The organism is Sneathiella sp. D3-11 (assembly GCF_055809395.1).
Genome location: NZ_CM147911.1, coordinates 1,091,973 through 1,111,168, shown reverse-complemented (window position 1 = coordinate 1,111,168; position 19,196 = coordinate 1,091,973). Strand labels below are relative to the sequence as shown.

Genomic DNA, 19,196 nt, shown 5'->3' with positions numbered 1-19,196 from the left:
AAATTTTGCGTCACGGATCGGACATTTAGCTGCAACAATCATTTGAGATGTTCTCCCTAAATCTCTCGAAAGAGTAATTAGGAGTATGTCTTGGAACCGTTACGATTTAATAATCTGGAACTTCGTCTGGCAAACAGTGCCGCAGATCTGGATGCGGCGCAGTCTTTGCGCTATCGCATTTTCTATGAAGAAATGGGGGCGAAACCGTCGGTTCTTTGTCAGGAAAAATCTCGTGATGTGGATCGGTATGACGCGTTTTGCGATCATCTACTCGTCATTGATCTTGAAAAAGGCACGGAGGCGGCGCCTTGCGTTGTCGGAACCTATCGTTTCCTTCGGAGTAGCGTTGCTCAGAAGCATGGCGGCTTTTATTCACAATCAGAATTTGATCTTTGTAATCTGACGATCTTTCCGGGCGAAATCATGGAGTTGGGCCGTTCTTGCATCGACGCGGCCTATCGCCGACGCGGTGCGATGCAGCTTTTATGGCGTGGTATTGCGTCCTATATCCATATTCATGACGTTCAGATTATGTTCGGCTGTGGCAGTATTCATGGCACGGATCTGAAAGAGCAGGCGCGAGTACTTTCCTATCTGCATCATTTCCATAAGGCGCCGGGACATCTGCGTCCGCGCGCCCTCGACAAACATTATATCCCGATGAAAATGATGAAACGCAAGGAAGTGGATATCGAGCTTGCACAGCGTGAATTGCCTCCGCTTCTAAAAGGTTATTTACGCCTTGGCGGGTATATCGGAGACGGTGCCGTTATTGACCATCAATTCAATACCATTGATGTGTGCGTTATCGTGGAAACGGAAAATGTAACGAACAAATATATCCGTCATTTTTCGCGGGACAGACGGGAAAAGGAAAAGGTGCCTGCCCCTGTGGCAACGGGAAATCCGGTTCAGATTTATTCTTAATCCGTTGACGCACCCTGTGAAATCCACCAGCCGATAATCTTTCGCTCCTCATCCGTCATCTGGGTGAGGTTGCCAAGTGGCATGGTTTTCGTATCGACGGTTTGTTGCTTGATGCGGGTCTTCTCACGGGCGATTTGCGCAGATGTTTCCAGTCTGACACCTTTGGGAGGGGTCTCAAAATCCGTATTCGTCGGCTTGGCGGCATGACAGCTTGTGCAGCGTTCATGGATGATGGTCTCAACCGTCGCAAAAGAAATCTTCTCGGTGGGCGCATCCTCGGACTTAGGGGCGGCCGCATAGGCAATGGCGAAGAAAAGGACAAAGGCGATGGGTAGCAGAATAAACCCTTGCTTCGCACGCCCCTGATTTTTCATATTGAAAAAATGCCTGACCAATACTCCAACAAGGGAGATGCCTGCCAGCAGCAACCAACCGTATGGGTTGCCGTAGGTCATGGGATAATGGTTGCTGATCATGATGAACAAAACCGGCAGGGTGAAATAATTGTTATGCAGCGATCTTTGCTTTGCCCGGAGACCATAAACCGGATCGGGGGGCTCGCCCTTTTTTGCAGCGGAAACAAGCGCGACCTGCCCCGGAATGATGATCATCAAAACGTTCGCGACCATGATCGTTCCCATGATTGCCCCGACGTGAATATAGGCGCCGCGGCCGCTGAATACCTGCGATAGCCCGAATGACGCCAGAGTGAGCAAGGTAAACAGGACAAGGCCGAAGATCATTTGATTGTTAATCAGGGGGGACTTGCAAAGGAGATCATAGATGATCCAGCCACCAATGATGGAACCCAGACCGATCAGGATGGCGGCATCAGTGGAAATATCTGCAATACTCCTATCGATGAGATAGATGTCTGCGCCGAAATAATAGAGGATCGTCAGCAGAATAAACCCGCTGATCCATGTGAAATAGGCCTCATACTTGAACCAATGGAGCGTTTGTGGAATTGCGGGCGGGGCCATGCGATATTTTTGAACTTCATAAAATCCACCGCCATGCACGGCCCATAGTTCCCCACCAACACCTGCTTTGTCTTTGCATCCTTCTTTCTCCGGCGGTGTAAGGTTCATATCGAGCCAGACAAAGTAAAAGGATGCCCCGATCCAGGCAATGCCGGTGATCATATGGATCCAGCGGACAGCGAGTTGAAACCATTCCATCAATTCAAATTCCATCAACTTCCCCTATGACACCCTGTTATGCTGGATGGTTTTTCCCAGAATTTCGGCTGTCTCATTGCCGGCGGTGAGACGGCGGTATGCGGTGATGATTTGTGCGGCAGCATATCTTGCCTCGGCCTCAGTTGTTGTGCGCCCAATCCCCAGCCGGAATGTTGCCGCGGTTTCGACAGCGCTCCTTCCCATCGCTTTCAAGACATGTGACGGTTCCCCAGCCATTGTGCTGCAGGCCGATCCCGTGCTGACGGCAAGGTCTGGAAGCTCGTATAGGAGGTTTTCCGCGTCCATGTCAGCAAAGCTGAGACTGAGACATCCGGGTATATGAGGTACTTCCTCCCCATTTATCTCAACCGCATTTACCAGCTCAGTAGTTAGGTGATGCGTAATGATTGAGCGCAGCCGTTGGAGATGATTATGATCACTTGATCTGTTTTCGGCGATTATCCGGCAGGCTTCTCCAAGCCCAACGCAAGCAGCCGTGGGAAGGGTTCCTGGGCGAATGGATCGTTGCTGTGCCCCACCGTAGAAGAGTGGGGCAATGTCTGTTCTTTCCCGCACATAAAGGGCGCCAATGCCCATTGGGCCGTATAGCTTGTGACCTGACAGGCTGAGGAGGGATATGTCTTGCGCGATCACGTCAATTTTTTCTGTCGCGAGCGCCTGTACTGTGTCCGTATGAAAAAGAATATCACGTTCCGCGCAAATCCGACCAATGGCGGAGATGTCCTGACAGATACCGGTCTCGTTATTGGCGGCCATGACCGAAACCAGAATTGTCTCGGGTCGTATGGTCGATGTGAGAGCATCAATATCTATCAAGCCGTTTTTATCGACCGACAGAACTGTGACATCGATATCTTCGTATGCAGCAAGATATTCGAGTGGTTGCAGGATGGATTCATGCTCTGTTCGAACGGAGATGATATGGCGCGGACTGCTTAGGGCGTTGGCAATGCCGAGTAGCGCAAGATTGTTGGCTTCTGTCGCGCCAGAGGTGAAGATGATTTCATGTGGCTGCGCATTGATCAGCCCCGCAATATGACCTTGGGCCTCTTCAATTTTGCGGCGGGCCTTATGGCCAAAACTATGTGTATTGCTGTGCGGATTGCCGGGTAAGTATTTCTGACAGTCTGCCATTGCTTTTTCCACCTGAGGGTCGAGCGGTGTCGACGCCTGGTAATCCAGATAAATGGGGAGTGTCAGGATTTCCCCTGCGAAGGTTATTTGGCGGTGCTCTGTTGTTGGGCTGCGCATGGCTCAGGCCCCATACGCCTCAAGCCGGGAAATCATCGCCTGCTTCTCCGTGTCGCTGCAGAAGCTTGCTTCAAAACCGTTTCTGGCGAGGTTGAGAATTTCCTCTTTTGTAAGGTTGAGGCTTTCGGTGATTGCCTCGAAATTTTCGTTCATATAGCCCCCGAAATAGGCGGGATCATCAGAATTAACAGTCGCCTTCAACCCAAGCTCCAGCATTTTCTTTATGGGGTGCGCACGCATGTCGGTGACCCCCGCGAGCTTGTAGTTGGAAAGTGGACAGACTGTAAGGGCAATTTGGCTTTCTGCCAGCCGCATCACCAGCGCAGCATCTTCAAGCGCCCGGTTGCCATGGTCCAGCCGATCAACCTTGAGCAGGTCGAGGGCTTCACAAACATATTCCGGCGGTCCTTCCTCACCGGCATGAGCAACGGCAAGAAATCCTTCTGCCTTTGCCTTTTCGAAAACGCGTGCAAATTTGGAAGGGGGATGACCCATTTCCGAAGAATCAAGACCAACGGCAATGATCCGGTCGCGATAGGGAAGTGCCTCGGCAAGGGTGGCAAAAGCGGCGTCTTCGCTTAGGTGCCGGAGAAAGCTCATAATGAGATTGGAGGTAATACCGTATTTTTCAAGCCCATCGCTCAGCGCCCGGGTGATGCCCGCGATGACCGTTGCGAAAGTAATACCTCGGTCTGTGTGACCTTGCGGGTCGAAAAAATCTCTACATGGATGACATTCTGCTCGTGCATCTTGGTGAGATAAGCAAATGTCAGGTCGTAAAAATCCTGCTCTTCCAGCAGGACACTCATACCCTGATAATAAATATCCAGAAAATCCTGCAAGTTCGAGAATTGGTAGGCATCCCGGACTTCCTCCACCGTTGCGAATGGAATTTCAACTTTATTACGCCGGGCAAGCGCGAACATCAATTCCGGTTCCAGACTGCCCTCTATATGTAGATGCAACTCTGCTTTCGGCATGTTCCAAATGAATTTTTTTAGGTCATCCATGGATGGATCCATTCAAATCATCTAGTGAAAATATATCTCCGCCGAGGGTGTCAATTCCGGCGGAGATATGTGCTCGCTGAACCAATTTATTTTGGTAGCTGTCCTTCGACGCCTTCTACGTACCAGTTCATGCCAAGAAGGACGCCATCATCAAGTGACTCGCCTTCTTTCGCGCCGACAGAGCCATCCTGTTTGGTAATGGGTCCGGCAAAGGGCATGATCGTGCCAGCTTCGATTCCTTTTCTGGTTTCTTCCGCAAGTGCAACTACGTCAGCAGGTATAGCGTCGTTATAGGGGGCGAGTTCGACCATTCCTGATTTGAGGCCACCCCAAGTGTCTTCAGACTTCCAGCTTCCATCAAGTACCGCTTTTGTCCGCGCGACATAGTACCCATCCCAATTGTCGATAATAGCGGTAAGCTGTGCCTTGGGAGCGAACTTTGTCATATCTGAAGCCTGACCCACGGCCCAGACACCGCGATTTTCAGCAACCTGAAGAGGGGCGGGACTATCCGTGTGTTGCAGGATGATATCTGCGCCCTGATCAATGAGGGCCTTTGCGGCATCACCTTCCTTGCCCGGGTCATACCAGGTATTTACCCACGCAACCTTTACCGTGACATCGGGGTTAACGCTGCGGGCGGCAAGGGTCATCGCATTGATACCGCGAACCACTTCCGGGATCGGAAACGACCCGATATATCCGATGACGTTTGATTTCGTCATTTTCCCGGCAATCTTCCCGACGACATAGCGACCTTCATAGAACCGAGAGGAATAGGTGCTGACGTTGTCTGCCCGTTTATAGCCTGTTGCATGCTCAAACTTTACATCCGGGAACTGCTTGGCGACTTTCAGGGTTGGGTTCATGAAGCCAAAGGAGGTTGTGTAAATCAGTTTATAGCCATCTGCAGCCATCTGCCGGATGACCGGTTCGCTGCTTGATTCCTTGACGCTTTCGACATAGGTCGTTTTGACTTTGTCACCAAATTCATTTTGAACGGCCTGCCGACCCAGTTCATGGCGATAGGTCCAGCCGTGATCGCCGATTGGCCCGACATAGATGAAACCGATTTTATCTTCTGCGGCGGCCGTTCCGCCCATTAGTAATCCGCCAGCCAGTGCGACAGCGCTAACCAGGCCTGAGAGTTGTTTTCGTGTCATTACTTTCTCCTTCTTAAACTGAAAATTTTAGCTTCATGCCGCCGGATGAAAAATCTTGCCTATGCAAGCCGGCGCATGTTTTCGAATTCGGGATTCATCTTTCGATATCAGGACGAGAACTATTATGGTCGCGAGATACGGCAGCATCGAAAGGACTTGTGAGGGTACGTTAAGTCCGGCGGCTTGTGCGTGCAACTGCAAAATGGTAATACCGCCAAACATATAGGCGCCAACCAGTACCAGCCCGGGTTTCCAGGTTGCAAAGACGATAAGCGCAAGCGCGATCCAACCTCGCCCCGCTGTCATGTTCTCCGCCCACATCGGTGTGTAGGCGAGTGACAGATAAGCGCCGCCGATCCCCGACATTGCACCGCCGAACATAACCGCCAGATAGCGGATTGCGATGACCGGATATCCAATTGAGTGCGCCGCATCATGAGAATCGCCAACGGCACGCAAGACAAGGCCGGCCTTTGTCTTATACAGAAACCAGCTGACAATCGCGACCATGGCAAAAGAGAGATATACCAAGGCATCCTGCGCAAATAAGATGGGCCCGATGAACGGCAGGTCGGACAAACCGGCAATGTTGAGCTTGTTCAGTGCGGAGATAGGTTCACCAACGAATTCCTGACCCATCAATGCACTGAGGCCAACGCCGAAAAGGGTAAGGGCGAGGCCGGTTGCCACCTGGTTCGCCATGAGCGAGAGGGTGAGAACGCCGAAAAGGAATGCCATCACCGCACCGGCGAAAGCCGCCGCACAGACAGCCAGAAAGTAATTCCCTGTCACGAGGGCGGTGATAAATCCGCTGACGGCGCCAACCAGCATCATCCCTTCAACGCCAAGATTGAGTACCCCTGATTTTTCCGTCACGAGTTCGCCGATCCCGGCGAAAACAAGTGGGGTCGCTGCCGTAATAACGGTAAGGATAACCGGCACTATCCAATCAAATCCGCTCATTATGACGTGGCCTTTCTTGCAATATTCAGACGGAACCGATAGTGGACGAGCACATCGCAGGCAAGCAGGAAGAAGAGCACCATTCCCTGAAACACACCAGTGACGGCAACCGGTAAGCCGAGATTAATCTGCGCGGTCTCGCCACCGAGATAGGTGAGTGCCATCAGCAGGCCCGCGAAGAAAATGCCGACAGGGTGAAGCCGACCGAGGAAGGCCACGATAATCGCCGTGAAGCCATATCCCGGCGAGATGGAAGGAACAACCTGATCGATTGGGCCGCTTACCTCCGACAGTCCGGCAATGCCTGAGAGGGCGCCGGCAAAAAGAAGCGTGAACCAGATAATTTTCTTCTGGCTGAAACCGGCATATCCACCGGCGCGCGGTGCCTCCCCGATGACCTTTATCTGAAAGCCAATAAGGGTGCGCGCCATCATGATCCATGCACCGAAAACAGCGAACAGTGCCAAAAGGGTGCCGAAGTGCATTCTCGTGCCTGATATCAGAATGGGCATGTCCGCACTTTCACTGAAAGTTTGGGATTCAGGAAAGTTGAAGCCTGCCGGGTCTCGCCATGGCCCGTGGATCAACAGAGATAGAAGCAGTAGTGCTACATAGACCAGCATCAGGCTGGTCAGAATTTCATTAGCGTTAAAGCGGGTTTTAAAGAACGCGGGGATCGCGGCCCGCGCGGCGCCCCCCAAGGCTCCCATGATAATCATCGCAGGAAGTAGAAAAACGCTGTCGGTTTCAGGAAAATAGATAAAAAGGCTACTGCCCACGATTGCTCCCATCGTGAGTTGTCCTTCCGCGCCGATATTCCAGACATTTGCGCGAAAGCCGACTGACAATCCGATTGCGCATAATATCAGCGGTGTTGCTTTAACGAATAACTCGGAGAATTCATATTGCGTATCAAGTGGAGCAATGAAGAATTGGTACAGCGCCTCGATCGGATTGACCCCAAGCGATTCAAACAGCACGATACTGGTCAGCACCGTCAGAACAAGGGCAATAATCGGGGTCAAATAGACCATCGACTTCGAGTATTCGGCCCTTTTTTCAATTTTAAGCAACATCGGAGACCCCCTCAGTTTCACCCATGCCATGGGTGCCCCCCATCAGGAGCCCGATTTCCTCAATTGTTATTTCGCTCAATTCCCGCCCGACGGACAGACGGCCTTCCGCGATGACGGCAATTCTGTCGCTAATCGCGAAGAGCTCATCTAAATCCTGACTGACCACAAGCACGGCCGCGCCATTCTCGGCAAGATCAATAAGCGTCTGATGGATGAAGGCCGCAGCCCCGGCGTCAACACCCCAGGTCGGGTGGGCGACAATGATAACATTCGGTTGTTGCAGGACTTCACGTCCGACAATGAATTTCTGTAGATTTCCACCTGAAAGGCTGTTGGCTGTATGATAGATTCCAGGAGTTCGGACATCAAATTTCTGCACGATATCCGAGGCATAATCGGATGTGCCCCCATTATTAATAAAGCCGCCATTCAACAGAGACATGCGACGAAATCCGCTTAAAAAGGCGTTTTCTGTCAACATCATTTCAGGCACCGAGCCATGACCCAGCCGATCTTCGGGGACGAAAGCGAGGCCGAGATCGCGCCGCGAGTTCGGACCGAGTTGACCGACTGCCTTATCATCTAATGCAATGGTTTCCGCATCACGGCATGTGGTTTCTCCGCTTAAGGCCGCGAGAAGTTCAATCTGACCATTTCCGGCAACACCCGCGATGCCCAGAATTTCGCCACCGCGAACATCGAAGTTAATGGCGCTAAGGTTGATCCCAAATTCCACATCTGCGTCAATTGAAAGATTGCGGACCTTCAGCCGGATTGGACCCTTCTTCGATGTTTCATGATGTTCAGGCGCTTGAAGGTTCGTGCCGATCATCATCTCTGCAAGGCTTTTTGCGGTTTCCTGGGTTGGATCGCATTCGCTGATATATTTGCCGCCGCGGAGGATAGTTGCCTTGTGGCAGAGCGCCTTTATTTCATCGAGCTTGTGACTGATATAGAGAATGGAGACGCCCTCTTCAGACAGTCGGCGAAGAGTTTCAAACATCTTCTCGGCCTCCTGCGGAGTAAGGACAGAGGTCGGCTCATCCATAATCAGGAGTTTTGGTTTTTGCAACAAGCAGCGGACAATTTCAATGCGCTGCTTCTCACCGACCGAAAGCGTATGGACTTGGCGGTTTGGCTCAAGCGGTAGCCCATAGCTGTTGGAGACTTCGATAATATTTTGTTCGAGAGCCTTCATGTTTTGACGACCAGACATACCCAGAGCAATATTCTCGGTGACAGTCATGGCCTCGAACAAAGAAAAGTGCTGAAAAACCATTCCGATACCGGTTTTGCGGGCGCTATGGGGGTTGGCTATGGAGACGGGAGCACCAGCCCAGATAATGTCACCTTCATCTGCCTGAAGAACACCGTATATAATTTTGACAAGTGTGCTTTTCCCCGCGCCATTCTCCCCGAGCAGCGCATGAATTTCGCCCGGCATGATTTTAAGATCGATATGATCATTGGCAAGGCATCCGGGATAGGCCTTAGTTATGCCGCGCAATTCAAGCTGCGGCGTTACCCCCTCGTTTCCACTCATTTTACTATCCCCGAAATTGTAGGCTCCCTCATATTTGCCGTATCTTCCGTCGTTGTTTCTATCTGGTAAAGCTTTTTCAAGATGAGCTGTTTGCCTCGTTCCGATTGCGTGGCGATATACGCGCCCGTGTTTGCTGATGGCGCCGTAAAAGATCTGTCGCAATACTAAGGGCAATTTCCACCGGGCGTTTTCCGCCGAGTTCCTCGATCCCGATCGGGCATGTTATGCGGGAAATCGCTATGCGATCAAACCCCCGCACAGCCAATCGTTTTTCAAACTTGGACTTTTTGGTTTTTGATCCGATCAAACCGATAAAAGCGGCATCCTCTTTAGTCGACAGTAATTTTTCGCAGATTTCAAGATCGAGCTGGTGGCTATGTGTCATGACGAGGAAATAACTTCCTGCCGGACAGTCGGCTATTGCACTGGCTTCACTTTCCGTAACGACTTTAAGGATGTTTTTCGGAATTTCCGCCGGAAACTCTGATGCACGTGAATCGATCCATTTAATCTGGCAGGGAAGGGGAGTGAGTGCGGTAATTAACGCCCGGCCGACATGACCGGCACCGAATACCGTGACGTTAAATTCTGCATCATGAAGTGACTGAACGAGTGTAAAGTCGGTATTGTGGGATTGCCGGTTTTCAACAATTTCTGTCCCCGGCGAATTGAGCTGCCGTTCAATCGCGGCCTGCAATGGCTTATTCAGGTATATCAGACTGTCGCTTTCACTAACAATCTGATGGCGGCATTCAGTCTCTGACCAGTAAAGCAAAATGGTCGATTTCTCTTTATTTTCATTTAACTGGTTAATTAATATTAATGCGTCATTTTCCTGAAGCTTGTACAGTAGCAACTCAACATAGCCGCCGCAGCATTGCGCAAGTTCCGGCCCAAGCGGCAGCTCATGTATTTCGGAAGATTTGGTTTCATTACTTAGGAGGTCGCGGGCCTTTTCAATGGCAGTATACTCAAGTCTCCCGCCACCAATAGTACCGATACATCTTGTTGTGGTGATCAGCATATTCGCACCAGTATCGCGTGGTGTTGATCCTTTGATCCGTCCGACAGTAACCAGAACAGCGGCGCCGTCACGATCCGGACAATAAGCTTCAGCTATTTCTGACCAGTTGCTCATTGAGCCGCTTCCGTCAGTTTATGCGTCTTTGCGGTTTCTGAAATATTCTGGACTGCCATCAAGACCCTTTCCGGCGTCGCTGGTGCATTCAACTCCGGATAGAAGCGGTAATCCGTGACACTGGATATCGCATCGGCAATCGCATTAAAGGCGGAGATGGCGAGCATTAGCGGTGGTTCTCCCACTGCTTTTGAGCGGAAAATCGTTTCTTCGACATTCTCGCCCTGTTCAAATATCTTCATATTAAAGATAGCGGGGCGGTCACTGCATGCGGGGATTTTGTAGGTCGACGGGGCATGGGTTTTCAAGATGCCCTTGTCATCATAATAAAGCTCCTCCGTCGTCAGCCAGCCCATCCCCTGAATATAGCCGCCCTCAATCTGACCAAGATCAATCGCCGGATTGAGGCTCTTGCCCGCATCATGAAGGATATCGACCGCAACAACTTTGTTTTCCCCTGTCAGTGTATCAATGATCACCTCTGATACGGCGGCGCCATAGGCGAAATAATAGAAGGGGCGCCCACTTAATGTTTCCGCGTCGTAGTGAATTTTTGGAGTGCTATAAAAGCCAGTAGAGGAGAGTGATATACGGCTCATATAAGCAAGTTGCACCAGATCTCGGAAGGAAACAACATGCTTTCCTATACGAATGCGGTTCGGTAGGAATGTAATTTCTGAAAGCTTCACGCCATAATACTCAGCCGCGAATTTTGCCAACCGTTCCTTGATCGCAATGGCGGCGGCTTCTGCGGCCTTTCCGTTAATATCCGCGCCGGAGGAAGCGGCGGTTGCGGATGTATTCGGCACTTTATCGGTACGTGTTGCCGTTATTTTTACCCGCTCAATATCAATCTGGAGAACTTCCGCAACCACCTGCGCGACCTTGATATAGAGACCTTGCCCCATTTCTATGCCGCCATGATTGATCATCACGCTGCCGTCCGTGTAGACATGTAGCAATGCGCCAGCCTGATTTAAATGAGTGGCGGTGAAGGAAATGCCGAATTTCACTGGGGTGAGAGAAATCCCCTTTTTGAGATAAGGACTGGCTTTGTTAAAGGCACGGATTGCTTCGCGGCGTGCGGCGTAGTCAGAGCTCTTTTCAAGCTCGGCAATTATCTCCGGCGCGATGTTATCTTCAACAGTCATTTGATAGGGCGTGACATTGCGCGATTTTTTGCCATAGAGGTTAGCTTTTCGAACGTCAATTGGGTCCTTGCCAAGGTAGCAGGCGATTGCGTCCATCATCCGCTCCGGTGCGAGCATTCCTTGCGGGCCGCCGAAACCACGGAATGCGGTGTTGGAGACCGTGTGGGTCTTGCAGCGGTGGGAGATTATCGTCACATTTTCAAAATAATAACAATTATCCGCATGGAACATCGCACGATCATTGATAGAGGCTGATAAATCTGCGGACCGTCCACAACGGGAGGCAAAGATAAACTCTGCGCCGCTGACGCGCCCGTTATCATCAAAGCCCATTTCAACAGTCACGACAAAATCATGCCGCTTGCCGGTCATAATCATGTCGTCGTCCCGGTCTAGGCGAATTTTCGCGGGACGCCCCGTCAGCTTTGTCGTGAGGCCAGCAATGGCCGCAAACCAGGCACCTTGAGTTTCCTTACCGCCAAAGCCGCCCCCCACGCGCCGAACCTCGACGGTGACGGCGTGATCTGACAAGTTCAGGAATTTTGCGACATTATGCTGTACTTCTGTCGGATGTTGAGTTGAGGAATAAATGAAAATATCACCGTTCTCTCCCGGCAGGGCCAGGGCAACGTGACCCTCCAGATAAAAATGGTCCTGACCGCCGATTTCAAATCGCTGCGTAAGGCGGTGTTTTGCCGCCTTTATCGATGCGGACGCATCACCGCGCCGGATTTCCCGCGTTGGCAGAACGAAGGAGTTGGCGGCCATCGCCTGTTCAACAGTGACAATCGCGGGCAGTTCTTCATACTCAATAATGGCGAGCTTTGCCGCCGCTCGCGCTTGATCGAGCGTTTCGGCCGCCACGGCAAAAAGAGATTGCCCAGCATACTCGACAATTTCTTCCGCGAATACCGGATCATCACCCGCAATGGGGGAGGCATCATTGATCCCCGGCACATCATCCGCCGTTAGCACGACAACGACACCCGGTGCTCGTCGCACAGCCGAAACATCCAACTTCAGGATTTTTGCATGGGCCTTCTCGCTTTGGGCAATATAAAGGTTCAAGAGGTCTTTTGGCTCGGCAATGTCATCAATATAGAGAGCCTCGCCGGCGACCTGCTTCGCGGCGCTATCGTGGTGTCTGGGCGCATGAACCGTGCCCCTGATTACATTCCGGCTGAGTGGCGGGTTACGCACAGGCGAGCCCTCCTTCTCCAAGCAGTCGCGTGGGAACCTCAGGCGTCGCTGTTTCAACATAGAATTTGCGAAGCAGGTTTTGTGCGGCGAGCATCCGATATTGATTGCTGGCCCGCATATCGGAGAGCGGCTGATAGTCCTCCTCCATTAGAGGCAAGGTGTCTGAAATCGTAGTTTCGTTCCAAGCCTGACCGATAATTGCCTTTTCCGTGAGATGCGCACGCTTCGGGATGCCAGCCATGCCACCATAGCAAATTCGAATATCTTCGACAGTATCTCCCTTAAGAGTGAGATGAAAGGCCGCGCAAACGGCTGAGATATCCTGATCAAACCGCTTGGAGATTTTATAAGTTGCAAATTTCGCATCTACCTTCGGGAGAGGGACGGTAACCGCCTCGACAAATTCTCCGGGTTTCAAATCCTGATTGCCATAGTCGATAAAGAAGTCTTCAATCGGAATATCGCGCGGGCCATCTTTGGAGCGCAAATGAAGCCTCGCATTCAACACGATCAAGGCGGGTGGCGTATCTCCGATGGGTGAGCCATTGGCAATGTTGCCGCCAATGGTGCCGCTGTTGCGGATTTGGGTTGACGCAATGCGGCGGATCAACTCCCCGAAGTCGGGGTAAAGCTCTGCAAGTGGGGCCCATGCATCACTATAGGTTACGCTTGCGCCGAGTTTCAGACCACCTTCCTGCGTCTCAATTTCTTTCAGTTCTTGAATCTGCCCAAGATAGATAACCGTCGTCAATTCCCGGTGTTGTTTCGTGATCCAGAGGCCGACATCCGTTGCCCCGGATAGAAGGATTGCATCCGGATAACGGGCAAGAACATCGATTAATTCGTCAACCGTCTTCGGTGCAAAGTAATGACGATCAAGCCATGTCAGGTGAAGTCCGGAATCTTTTTCAAATGCCGCAAGCAGCGCGGAGGTCGCTGTCATCTCAGTATGGAACTTGTCCTTTTCGCTCGATTGAGCAACCGCAACCGCGGCATCAACGATTGTTCCGTAGCCAGTGCAACGACAGAGATTGCCCGCCAAAACATCATTGATATGGGATCTGTCGGTTTTCGGGGTCGAATGCATTTCGGCAAAGAGGGACATGATAAAGCCGGGCGTGCAGAAGCCGCATTGTGTTCCATTGGCATCCACCAGCGCCTTTTGTACCGGATGCAGGGCGCCGTCTTTTTCCTTCAGATCTTCAACAGTGATGAGTTCCTTGCCATCAAGGGTAGGGAGGAACTGAATGCAGGCATTGACGGCCTGATATTTAAGTTTTCCATCAACCAATTCACCGAGAACGACAGTGCAGGCTCCGCAGTCCCCTTCGGCGCAGCCCTCTTTCGTGCCGGTCAGTGCTTTCTCATACCGAAGATAGTTCAGTACCGTCTTCGTCGGATCGATATTCTCCAACTCGACAATTTCACCCCGGTGAACATATCTTACTTTTTGGCGCATGGGAGATGTCCAATCGTGCGTTTTGCCATCATATCATTTCTTCCCATCGCCTTTAACTTCCCCGATAGGTGGAGTAACCATAGGGGGAGATAAGCAGAGGAACGTGATAATGCGCCTCCGTGTCGGCTATGCCAAACCGGAGAACCACCTCATTAAGAAACTTTGGTTCTGGTAGGGCAATGTCTTGGCGGTCAAAGTAATCCCCGGCATGGAAATGAAGCTCAAACTCCCCTTTAGAAAAGGAGTCTCCTTCGATAAGGGGGGCATCGCACCGCCCATCGGCATTCGTATGAGTTGTTTTGATCAGCTTCCACTCATTGCCAGATTGCCGATAAAGCTCAACCCTAATTCCCTCCCCGGGGGTTCCGGCGGCAGTATCGAGAACGTGCGTTGTCAGTTTGCCCATAGCTGTCCTTAAAGAATGGCTTCTGCCCTGCTCCTCCGCAGAACAGTCAAAACTTTGCATTACACAATCTCGATTGTCCACATAATTTATTATTTTTGTATACAATAATTTTCTATATTGTATAAATATGGGGAGGGAATTTAAAAGATTTAAGGAAAACAAATGAGCCGGACTGCCCCAACAGCCGCTTTGACCGAAAGCAATAGTGACTCTCGAAAAACCTCTCAGAATGATCATATTTATGAGGAGATGCTAGACGCCATTCTGGAGCAACGCCTTGCTCCCGGCACCAAGCTCTCCGAAGATACTTTGGGCGAAATATTCGGTGTCAGCCGGACGGTGATCCGCACCGTTTTGCAGCGCCTCTCTCATGAGCGTATTGTTCGAATTCAGCCTAATCGGGGAGCCTTTGTTTCGGAGCCGTCTCCGGAAGAAGCAAGAGAAGTTTTGCAGGCGCGACGCTTGATCGAGGAGGGGATTATTCGTGCGGCCGTTCGTAAACAATCTCCGGCGGATATAAAGGACCTTAAGTGTGCCATTGCCGAAGAACGTCTCAGTCTTGAGACGGGAGATCATGAGGCCTGGGTTCGTTTGTCTGGTGACTTCCATTTGAAGCTGGCGGAGATTGCGGGCAATCAAACGCTGTCGGCATTTTTAAGAGAGCTTGTTTCACGTACCTCCCTTATTATTGTCCAATATCAAAAGGGTACGCTTTCACCTTGTAGCTGCGATGAGCATGCGGAAATAATCAAGGCCATCGCCGCGCGGGATGAAGATCGCGCAATTGCGCTTATGAATGCGCATTTGCAGGCCTGTGAAGATCAACTAAATCTTCGTGAAAATGATACAAAGGCGGATCTCTATTCAATTTTTTCAAAACCCGTTAAAACAGCTGGAAAATCACGGGGTGCAATGTGAATGAGGCGCAGGAATATCCTCGTGATTTGATAGGATACGGGCGAACTCCACCTGATCCGAAGTGGCCGGGAAATGCCCGCGTTGCAGTTCAATTTGTCCTGAATTACGAGGAAGGCGGGGAGAACTGCATTTTGCACGGGGATGATGCGTCCGAATCATTCTTATCCGAGATTATCGGTGCTGATCCCTTGCCCGGAAAACGCCACGTCAGTATGGAATCGCTCTATGAATACGGCAGTCGTGCGGGCGTTTGGCGGATACTGAAACTGTTCGAAAAGTATGATGTGCCAATGACCATATTTGGCGTTGCCATGGCGCTGGAACGAAACCCGAATGTGACCCGCGCATTCGTCGATCTCGGTCATGAGATTTGCAGCCATGGTTATCGTTGGATTAATTATCAGGATGTGCCGGAAGCGGTAGAGCGCGTGCATATGCAAAAAGCAATTGAGATTATTGAACGCATGACCGGAGAGCGTCCTCTTGGGTGGTATACGGGGCGCACAAGTCCGAACACCAGCCGTCTTGTCGCGGAAGAAGGTGGCTTTCTTTATGATGCCGATGCCTATGGCGATGATTTGCCCTACTGGAATTATGAGGCCGGGCGTCATCAATTGGTAATCCCCTATACGCTTGATGCGAACGACATGCGCTTTGCATCTCCGCAGGGCTTTAACAGTGGGGATCAATTCTATGCCTATCTAAAAGATAGTTTTGATACTTTATATGAGGAAGGGGAGGCGAGTCCTAAGATGATGTCAATCGGCTTGCATTGCCGTATTGTCGGGCGGCCAGGGCGGATTGCGGCGCTGAAGCGGTTTATCGAATACGCCCGTGAGCATGATAGGGTTTGGTTCTGTCGCCGCATTGACATCGCTCGGCACTGGCATGAATATCATCCGCCATCCCAGAAAATAGAGCTGCTGTGACAAAGTTTCGATCTTTGCCCAGAAAAATGAACTTCGTTCAATTTATTGAAGTATTTGGCGAGGTTTATGAGCATTCCCCGTGGGTGGCGGAACGTGCCTGGGCCGCGGGTATTTCCGACAAACATGATGAAATTGAAGAATTGGCCCGCCTGATGGCAAAAATTGTCGCGGCGGCAAGTGAGAAAGAGAAACGCGCTCTCATTCACGCGCATCCGGATCTCGCAGGTAAGGCTGCTGTGCAAGGGGAATTAACAGCGGCCTCTACGTCTGAACAGGCAGGGGCCGGGTTGGATAATTGCTCACCAGAGGAATTCGAGGCAATTCAGAATTATAACGCGGCCTATAAGAAAAAATTTGGCTTTCCCTTTATCATGGCGGTGAAGAATAGCAATCGCCATAAAATCCTTGCCGGATTTAAAGCGCGGCTTCAAAATTCGCAAGAAGAAGAGTTTGCCACTGCCCTTGCGGAAATAGACAAGATTGCCCGATTTCGTCTGGCCGAGCTATAGAATTGGGGTCTTCGGATCGCATATGGAGAAATAAATGAGTTTACCAACCGATGATGTTGCCAGCTTCATCCAGAAGTATATCGACCTTGCCTCGTCGCGTCTTGGGGCGGAAGTGATCTTTGCAACGGATGATTTTTTTGCGGATAAATCCCGGCTGATCGATCCGGCGGCGCCGGTATTTATCGCCGATAAATATGATGAAAACGGCAAGTGGATGGATGGCTGGGAAAGCCGCCGAAAGCGTGGCGAGGGATATGATCACTGCATTGTTCGTCTTGGCCTGCCGGGTGTGATTTATGGTGTCGATATTGACACCAGCCACTTTACGGGAAATTTTCCGCCCTCTGCGTCCATCGATGCTTGTCTAGTGGTGGGGGAGCCAGGTTCTGATACGGAATGGACGGAAATCCTCCCCGCCGTCGGTTTGGAAGGCGATAGCCATCATGCGCATGCGGTTTCGAATTCCCGCACCTGGAGCCATTTGCGACTCAACATATACCCTGATGGCGGTGTCGCCCGACTTCGCGTCTATGGGCAGGTCCAATGTAATTGGGATCAGCGTGATCCGGATGAGATGATTGATCTTGCGGCGCTGATCAATGGCGGGCGCGGCATTGCCGCAAGCGATGAACATTATGGCACACCATCGCAAATTCTCTCACCAGGGCGCGGGATCAATATGGGCGATGGTTGGGAGACACGTCGACGGCGAGAGCCCGGCAATGACTGGGCGTTGATTGCTTTAGGTCATCCCGGGGTTATTTCGAAAATCGAAGTCGATACGGCACATTTTAAGGGAAATTATCCTGATCGATGCTCAATTCAGGCGGCGTTGGTATCAGGCGGAACGGACCAATCACTCGTCACGCAAAGCATGTTCTGGAAGACGCTGCTGCCAGAACAGAAGCTTGAAATGGATGCAATCCACAGCTTTGAAAAAGAGGTGGCAGATATTGGCCCTGTGAGTCATGTCCGGCTTAACATTATTCCCGATGGCGGGGTCAGCCGTCTGAGGCTTTATGGGCACATTAGCCGGGACGTAAAATGACCATCAAGATAGAACCGTTGACGAGGGAGGCTTTTGCGCCTTTCGGTGATGTGATCGAGACTGATGGTGCGGAAAATTTTCCAATCAATAATGGATCAACGACCCGCTTTCACGACCTCGCGAAAATAGAGACTGATACCGGCGGGCACGTTCTGGTAAATATCTTTCGCGCAACCCCGCTTGAATATCCGCTGAACATTCGTTTGGTAGAGCGGCACCCGAGAGGAAGTCAGGCTTTTATTCCGCTCAACAATCGGCCCTATCTCGTTCTGGTCGCTCCGAAAGGGGAGCAAGTTCGACCGGATGACTTGCGGCTATTTCGAGCGGAGGGGTATCAGGGGGTCAATTATCGCGCTGGTACGTGGCATCATCCGGTCATGGCACTAGAGGAGGTCAGTGATTTTCTGGTGATCGACCGGGGTGGAGACGGCGCCAATTGCGATGAGATCTATTTTGACGATCCAAACCTGATCCTTACTTTATAGCTTGCTCCGATAGTGATAGCGGTAGAGCACATCACGAAAACCGATACGGCTCCAGAATTCCCGCGCAGCTTTATTTTCTGTCACAACTTGAAGGTACGCCATTGTGACACCTGACTTTTTAGCCGTATGGAGCATATGCCGCGCAATGCGCGCGGCAAAACCCCGTCGGCGAAAACTTGGGTGGGTCGCAAACTCGAAAAGGCCAAGATAGTTCTTGGATTGAACCCCCATACCGCAGGCGACGATTTCTTTCCCGCACAGAATGGCGATAGCCTGAATGTCGAAATTAATCAAGGACAGCATTTCTCGAAAAATATCCTGTTTCGCCATATCCTGCCCCGTTAACGCCGCAACGCCATTCAACCAGACTGCCGAGTTAGAGTCATATATGATGAGATCCTCGCCGGTGTCAGCGTGAATATCTTTCTCAAGTGTCTGCATGCGCACCTCTGTCTCACCGAAGGAGCCATAGTCCCGCGCCGCTAGCATATCATCCAACACTTCATTGGCGAGCGGAGTCAGGCGAAAATGGCAGGGTTGTTCTTCTTTTGCATAGGCCGCTTCGCAGTGATCTATTTTTTCGATCAGCGGTAGCTTCCCTTGCGATACAACATTGACCGAATTGGCGCGACGTGTATGGTTTCGCGCAAACCGCAAGTGCCAACCGTCATAGATTTCGGTTTTGAGCGCCGGGATGGCGGAAAGGGAATGGGCTTCTATTTCAGCAATCCGATGTAACATAAGACGCCATAAAGTTTATTTGAGTTGGTATTCCTGAGAGGGCCCAGAATAGTTACCCATACTGCCACAGGAGCATT

At 51.1% G+C, this 19,196-nt stretch carries 17 protein-coding genes and 1 pseudogene; 6 read left to right on the top strand and 12 right to left on the bottom strand.

The window, feature by feature from the left end:
* The first annotated feature begins 90 nt into the window (after positions 1-90).
* Positions 91-927: a GNAT family N-acetyltransferase gene (locus tag AC0L73_RS05815; protein WP_227949400.1), complete on the top strand. Its 837-nt coding sequence runs from the start codon at positions 91-93 to the stop codon at positions 925-927.
* Here the strand turns inward: AC0L73_RS05815 and AC0L73_RS05810 are convergent.
* The 11 genes and pseudogenes from AC0L73_RS05810 to uraH form a co-directional block, all read right to left on the bottom strand.
* Positions 924-2,123 carry a urate hydroxylase PuuD gene (locus AC0L73_RS05810; protein WP_473655103.1) on the bottom strand — a complete coding sequence of 400 codons (1,200 nt, stop codon included), beginning with the start codon at positions 2,121-2,123 and terminating at the stop codon, positions 924-926. The two genes, AC0L73_RS05815 and AC0L73_RS05810, sit on opposite strands and share 4 nt — an antisense overlap.
* 9 nt (positions 2,124-2,132) lie before the next feature.
* On the bottom strand, positions 2,133-3,380 hold the full coding sequence (locus tag AC0L73_RS05805; RefSeq protein WP_227949404.1) for a cysteine desulfurase family protein: 1,248 nt from the start codon (positions 3,378-3,380) through the stop codon (positions 2,133-2,135).
* Between the two features lie 3 nt (positions 3,381-3,383).
* Positions 3,384-4,390: pseudogene (locus AC0L73_RS05800) on the bottom strand (adenosine deaminase).
* Positions 4,391-4,476: 86 nt separating this feature from the next.
* Complete coding sequence (locus AC0L73_RS05795; RefSeq protein WP_227949409.1) at positions 4,477-5,553, bottom strand: BMP family ABC transporter substrate-binding protein; 1,077 nt, start codon at positions 5,551-5,553, stop codon at positions 4,477-4,479.
* A 33-nt stretch (positions 5,554-5,586) separates the two neighbouring features.
* Positions 5,587-6,516: an ABC transporter permease gene (locus AC0L73_RS05790; protein ID WP_227949411.1), complete on the bottom strand. Its 930-nt coding sequence runs from the start codon at positions 6,514-6,516 to the stop codon at positions 5,587-5,589.
* Positions 6,516-7,592 carry an ABC transporter permease gene (locus AC0L73_RS05785; RefSeq protein WP_473655102.1) on the bottom strand — a complete coding sequence of 359 codons (1,077 nt, stop codon included), beginning with the start codon at positions 7,590-7,592 and terminating at the stop codon, positions 6,516-6,518. The genes AC0L73_RS05790 and AC0L73_RS05785 overlap by 1 nt, the downstream gene beginning before the upstream one ends.
* Positions 7,582-9,135 (bottom strand): ABC transporter ATP-binding protein, encoded by a 1,554-nt coding sequence (locus tag AC0L73_RS05780; protein WP_227949415.1) that lies wholly within the window; start codon positions 9,133-9,135, stop codon positions 7,582-7,584. The genes AC0L73_RS05785 and AC0L73_RS05780 overlap by 11 nt, the downstream gene beginning before the upstream one ends.
* Before the next feature lie 76 nt (positions 9,136-9,211).
* The gene (xdhC, locus tag AC0L73_RS05775) at positions 9,212-10,273 is read right to left on the bottom strand and encodes a xanthine dehydrogenase accessory protein XdhC (RefSeq protein ID WP_227949418.1); all 1,062 of its coding nucleotides are present in this window, start codon (positions 10,271-10,273) and stop codon (positions 9,212-9,214) included.
* The gene (xdhB, locus tag AC0L73_RS05770) at positions 10,270-12,684 is read right to left on the bottom strand and encodes a xanthine dehydrogenase molybdopterin binding subunit (RefSeq protein ID WP_473655101.1); all 2,415 of its coding nucleotides are present in this window, start codon (positions 12,682-12,684) and stop codon (positions 10,270-10,272) included. Before xdhB ends, xdhC begins: the two co-directional genes overlap by 4 nt.
* Positions 12,617-14,083: a xanthine dehydrogenase small subunit gene (gene xdhA, locus AC0L73_RS05765; RefSeq protein WP_473655100.1), complete on the bottom strand. Its 1,467-nt coding sequence runs from the start codon at positions 14,081-14,083 to the stop codon at positions 12,617-12,619. Before xdhA ends, xdhB begins: the two co-directional genes overlap by 68 nt.
* Positions 14,084-14,135: 52 nt before the next feature.
* Positions 14,136-14,489 carry a hydroxyisourate hydrolase gene (gene uraH, locus AC0L73_RS05760; RefSeq protein ID WP_473655099.1) on the bottom strand — a complete coding sequence of 118 codons (354 nt, stop codon included), beginning with the start codon at positions 14,487-14,489 and terminating at the stop codon, positions 14,136-14,138.
* A gap of 162 nt (positions 14,490-14,651) precedes the next feature.
* Here uraH and AC0L73_RS05755 point away from each other — a divergent pair, with 162 nt between their 5' ends.
* The 5 genes from AC0L73_RS05755 to AC0L73_RS05735 are packed head-to-tail and all read left to right on the top strand — an operon-like array spanning position 14,652 to position 18,378.
* A complete protein-coding gene (locus tag AC0L73_RS05755; protein ID WP_473655098.1) occupies positions 14,652-15,407 on the top strand; it encodes a GntR family transcriptional regulator in 756 nt (251 codons plus the stop codon).
* Positions 15,404-16,336 (top strand): allantoinase PuuE, encoded by a 933-nt coding sequence (gene puuE / locus AC0L73_RS05750; protein ID WP_473655097.1) that lies wholly within the window; start codon positions 15,404-15,406, stop codon positions 16,334-16,336. The genes AC0L73_RS05755 and puuE overlap by 4 nt, the downstream gene beginning before the upstream one ends.
* Positions 16,333-16,845: a 2-oxo-4-hydroxy-4-carboxy-5-ureidoimidazoline decarboxylase gene (gene uraD, locus AC0L73_RS05745; RefSeq protein ID WP_473655096.1), complete on the top strand. Its 513-nt coding sequence runs from the start codon at positions 16,333-16,335 to the stop codon at positions 16,843-16,845. The genes puuE and uraD overlap by 4 nt, the downstream gene beginning before the upstream one ends.
* Positions 16,846-16,879: 34 nt before the next feature.
* The gene (gene alc, locus AC0L73_RS05740; RefSeq protein WP_473655095.1) at positions 16,880-17,893 is read left to right on the top strand and encodes an allantoicase; all 1,014 of its coding nucleotides are present in this window, start codon (positions 16,880-16,882) and stop codon (positions 17,891-17,893) included.
* The gene (locus AC0L73_RS05735) at positions 17,890-18,378 is read left to right on the top strand and encodes an ureidoglycolate lyase (RefSeq protein WP_473655094.1); all 489 of its coding nucleotides are present in this window, start codon (positions 17,890-17,892) and stop codon (positions 18,376-18,378) included. Before alc ends, AC0L73_RS05735 begins: the two co-directional genes overlap by 4 nt.
* Here the strand turns inward: AC0L73_RS05735 and AC0L73_RS05730 are convergent.
* Entirely contained in the window at positions 18,373-19,119 is a 747-nt protein-coding gene (locus AC0L73_RS05730; RefSeq protein ID WP_473655093.1) for a GNAT family N-acetyltransferase, read from the bottom strand. The two genes, AC0L73_RS05735 and AC0L73_RS05730, sit on opposite strands and share 6 nt — an antisense overlap.
* Positions 19,120-19,196 lie beyond the last annotated feature (77 nt).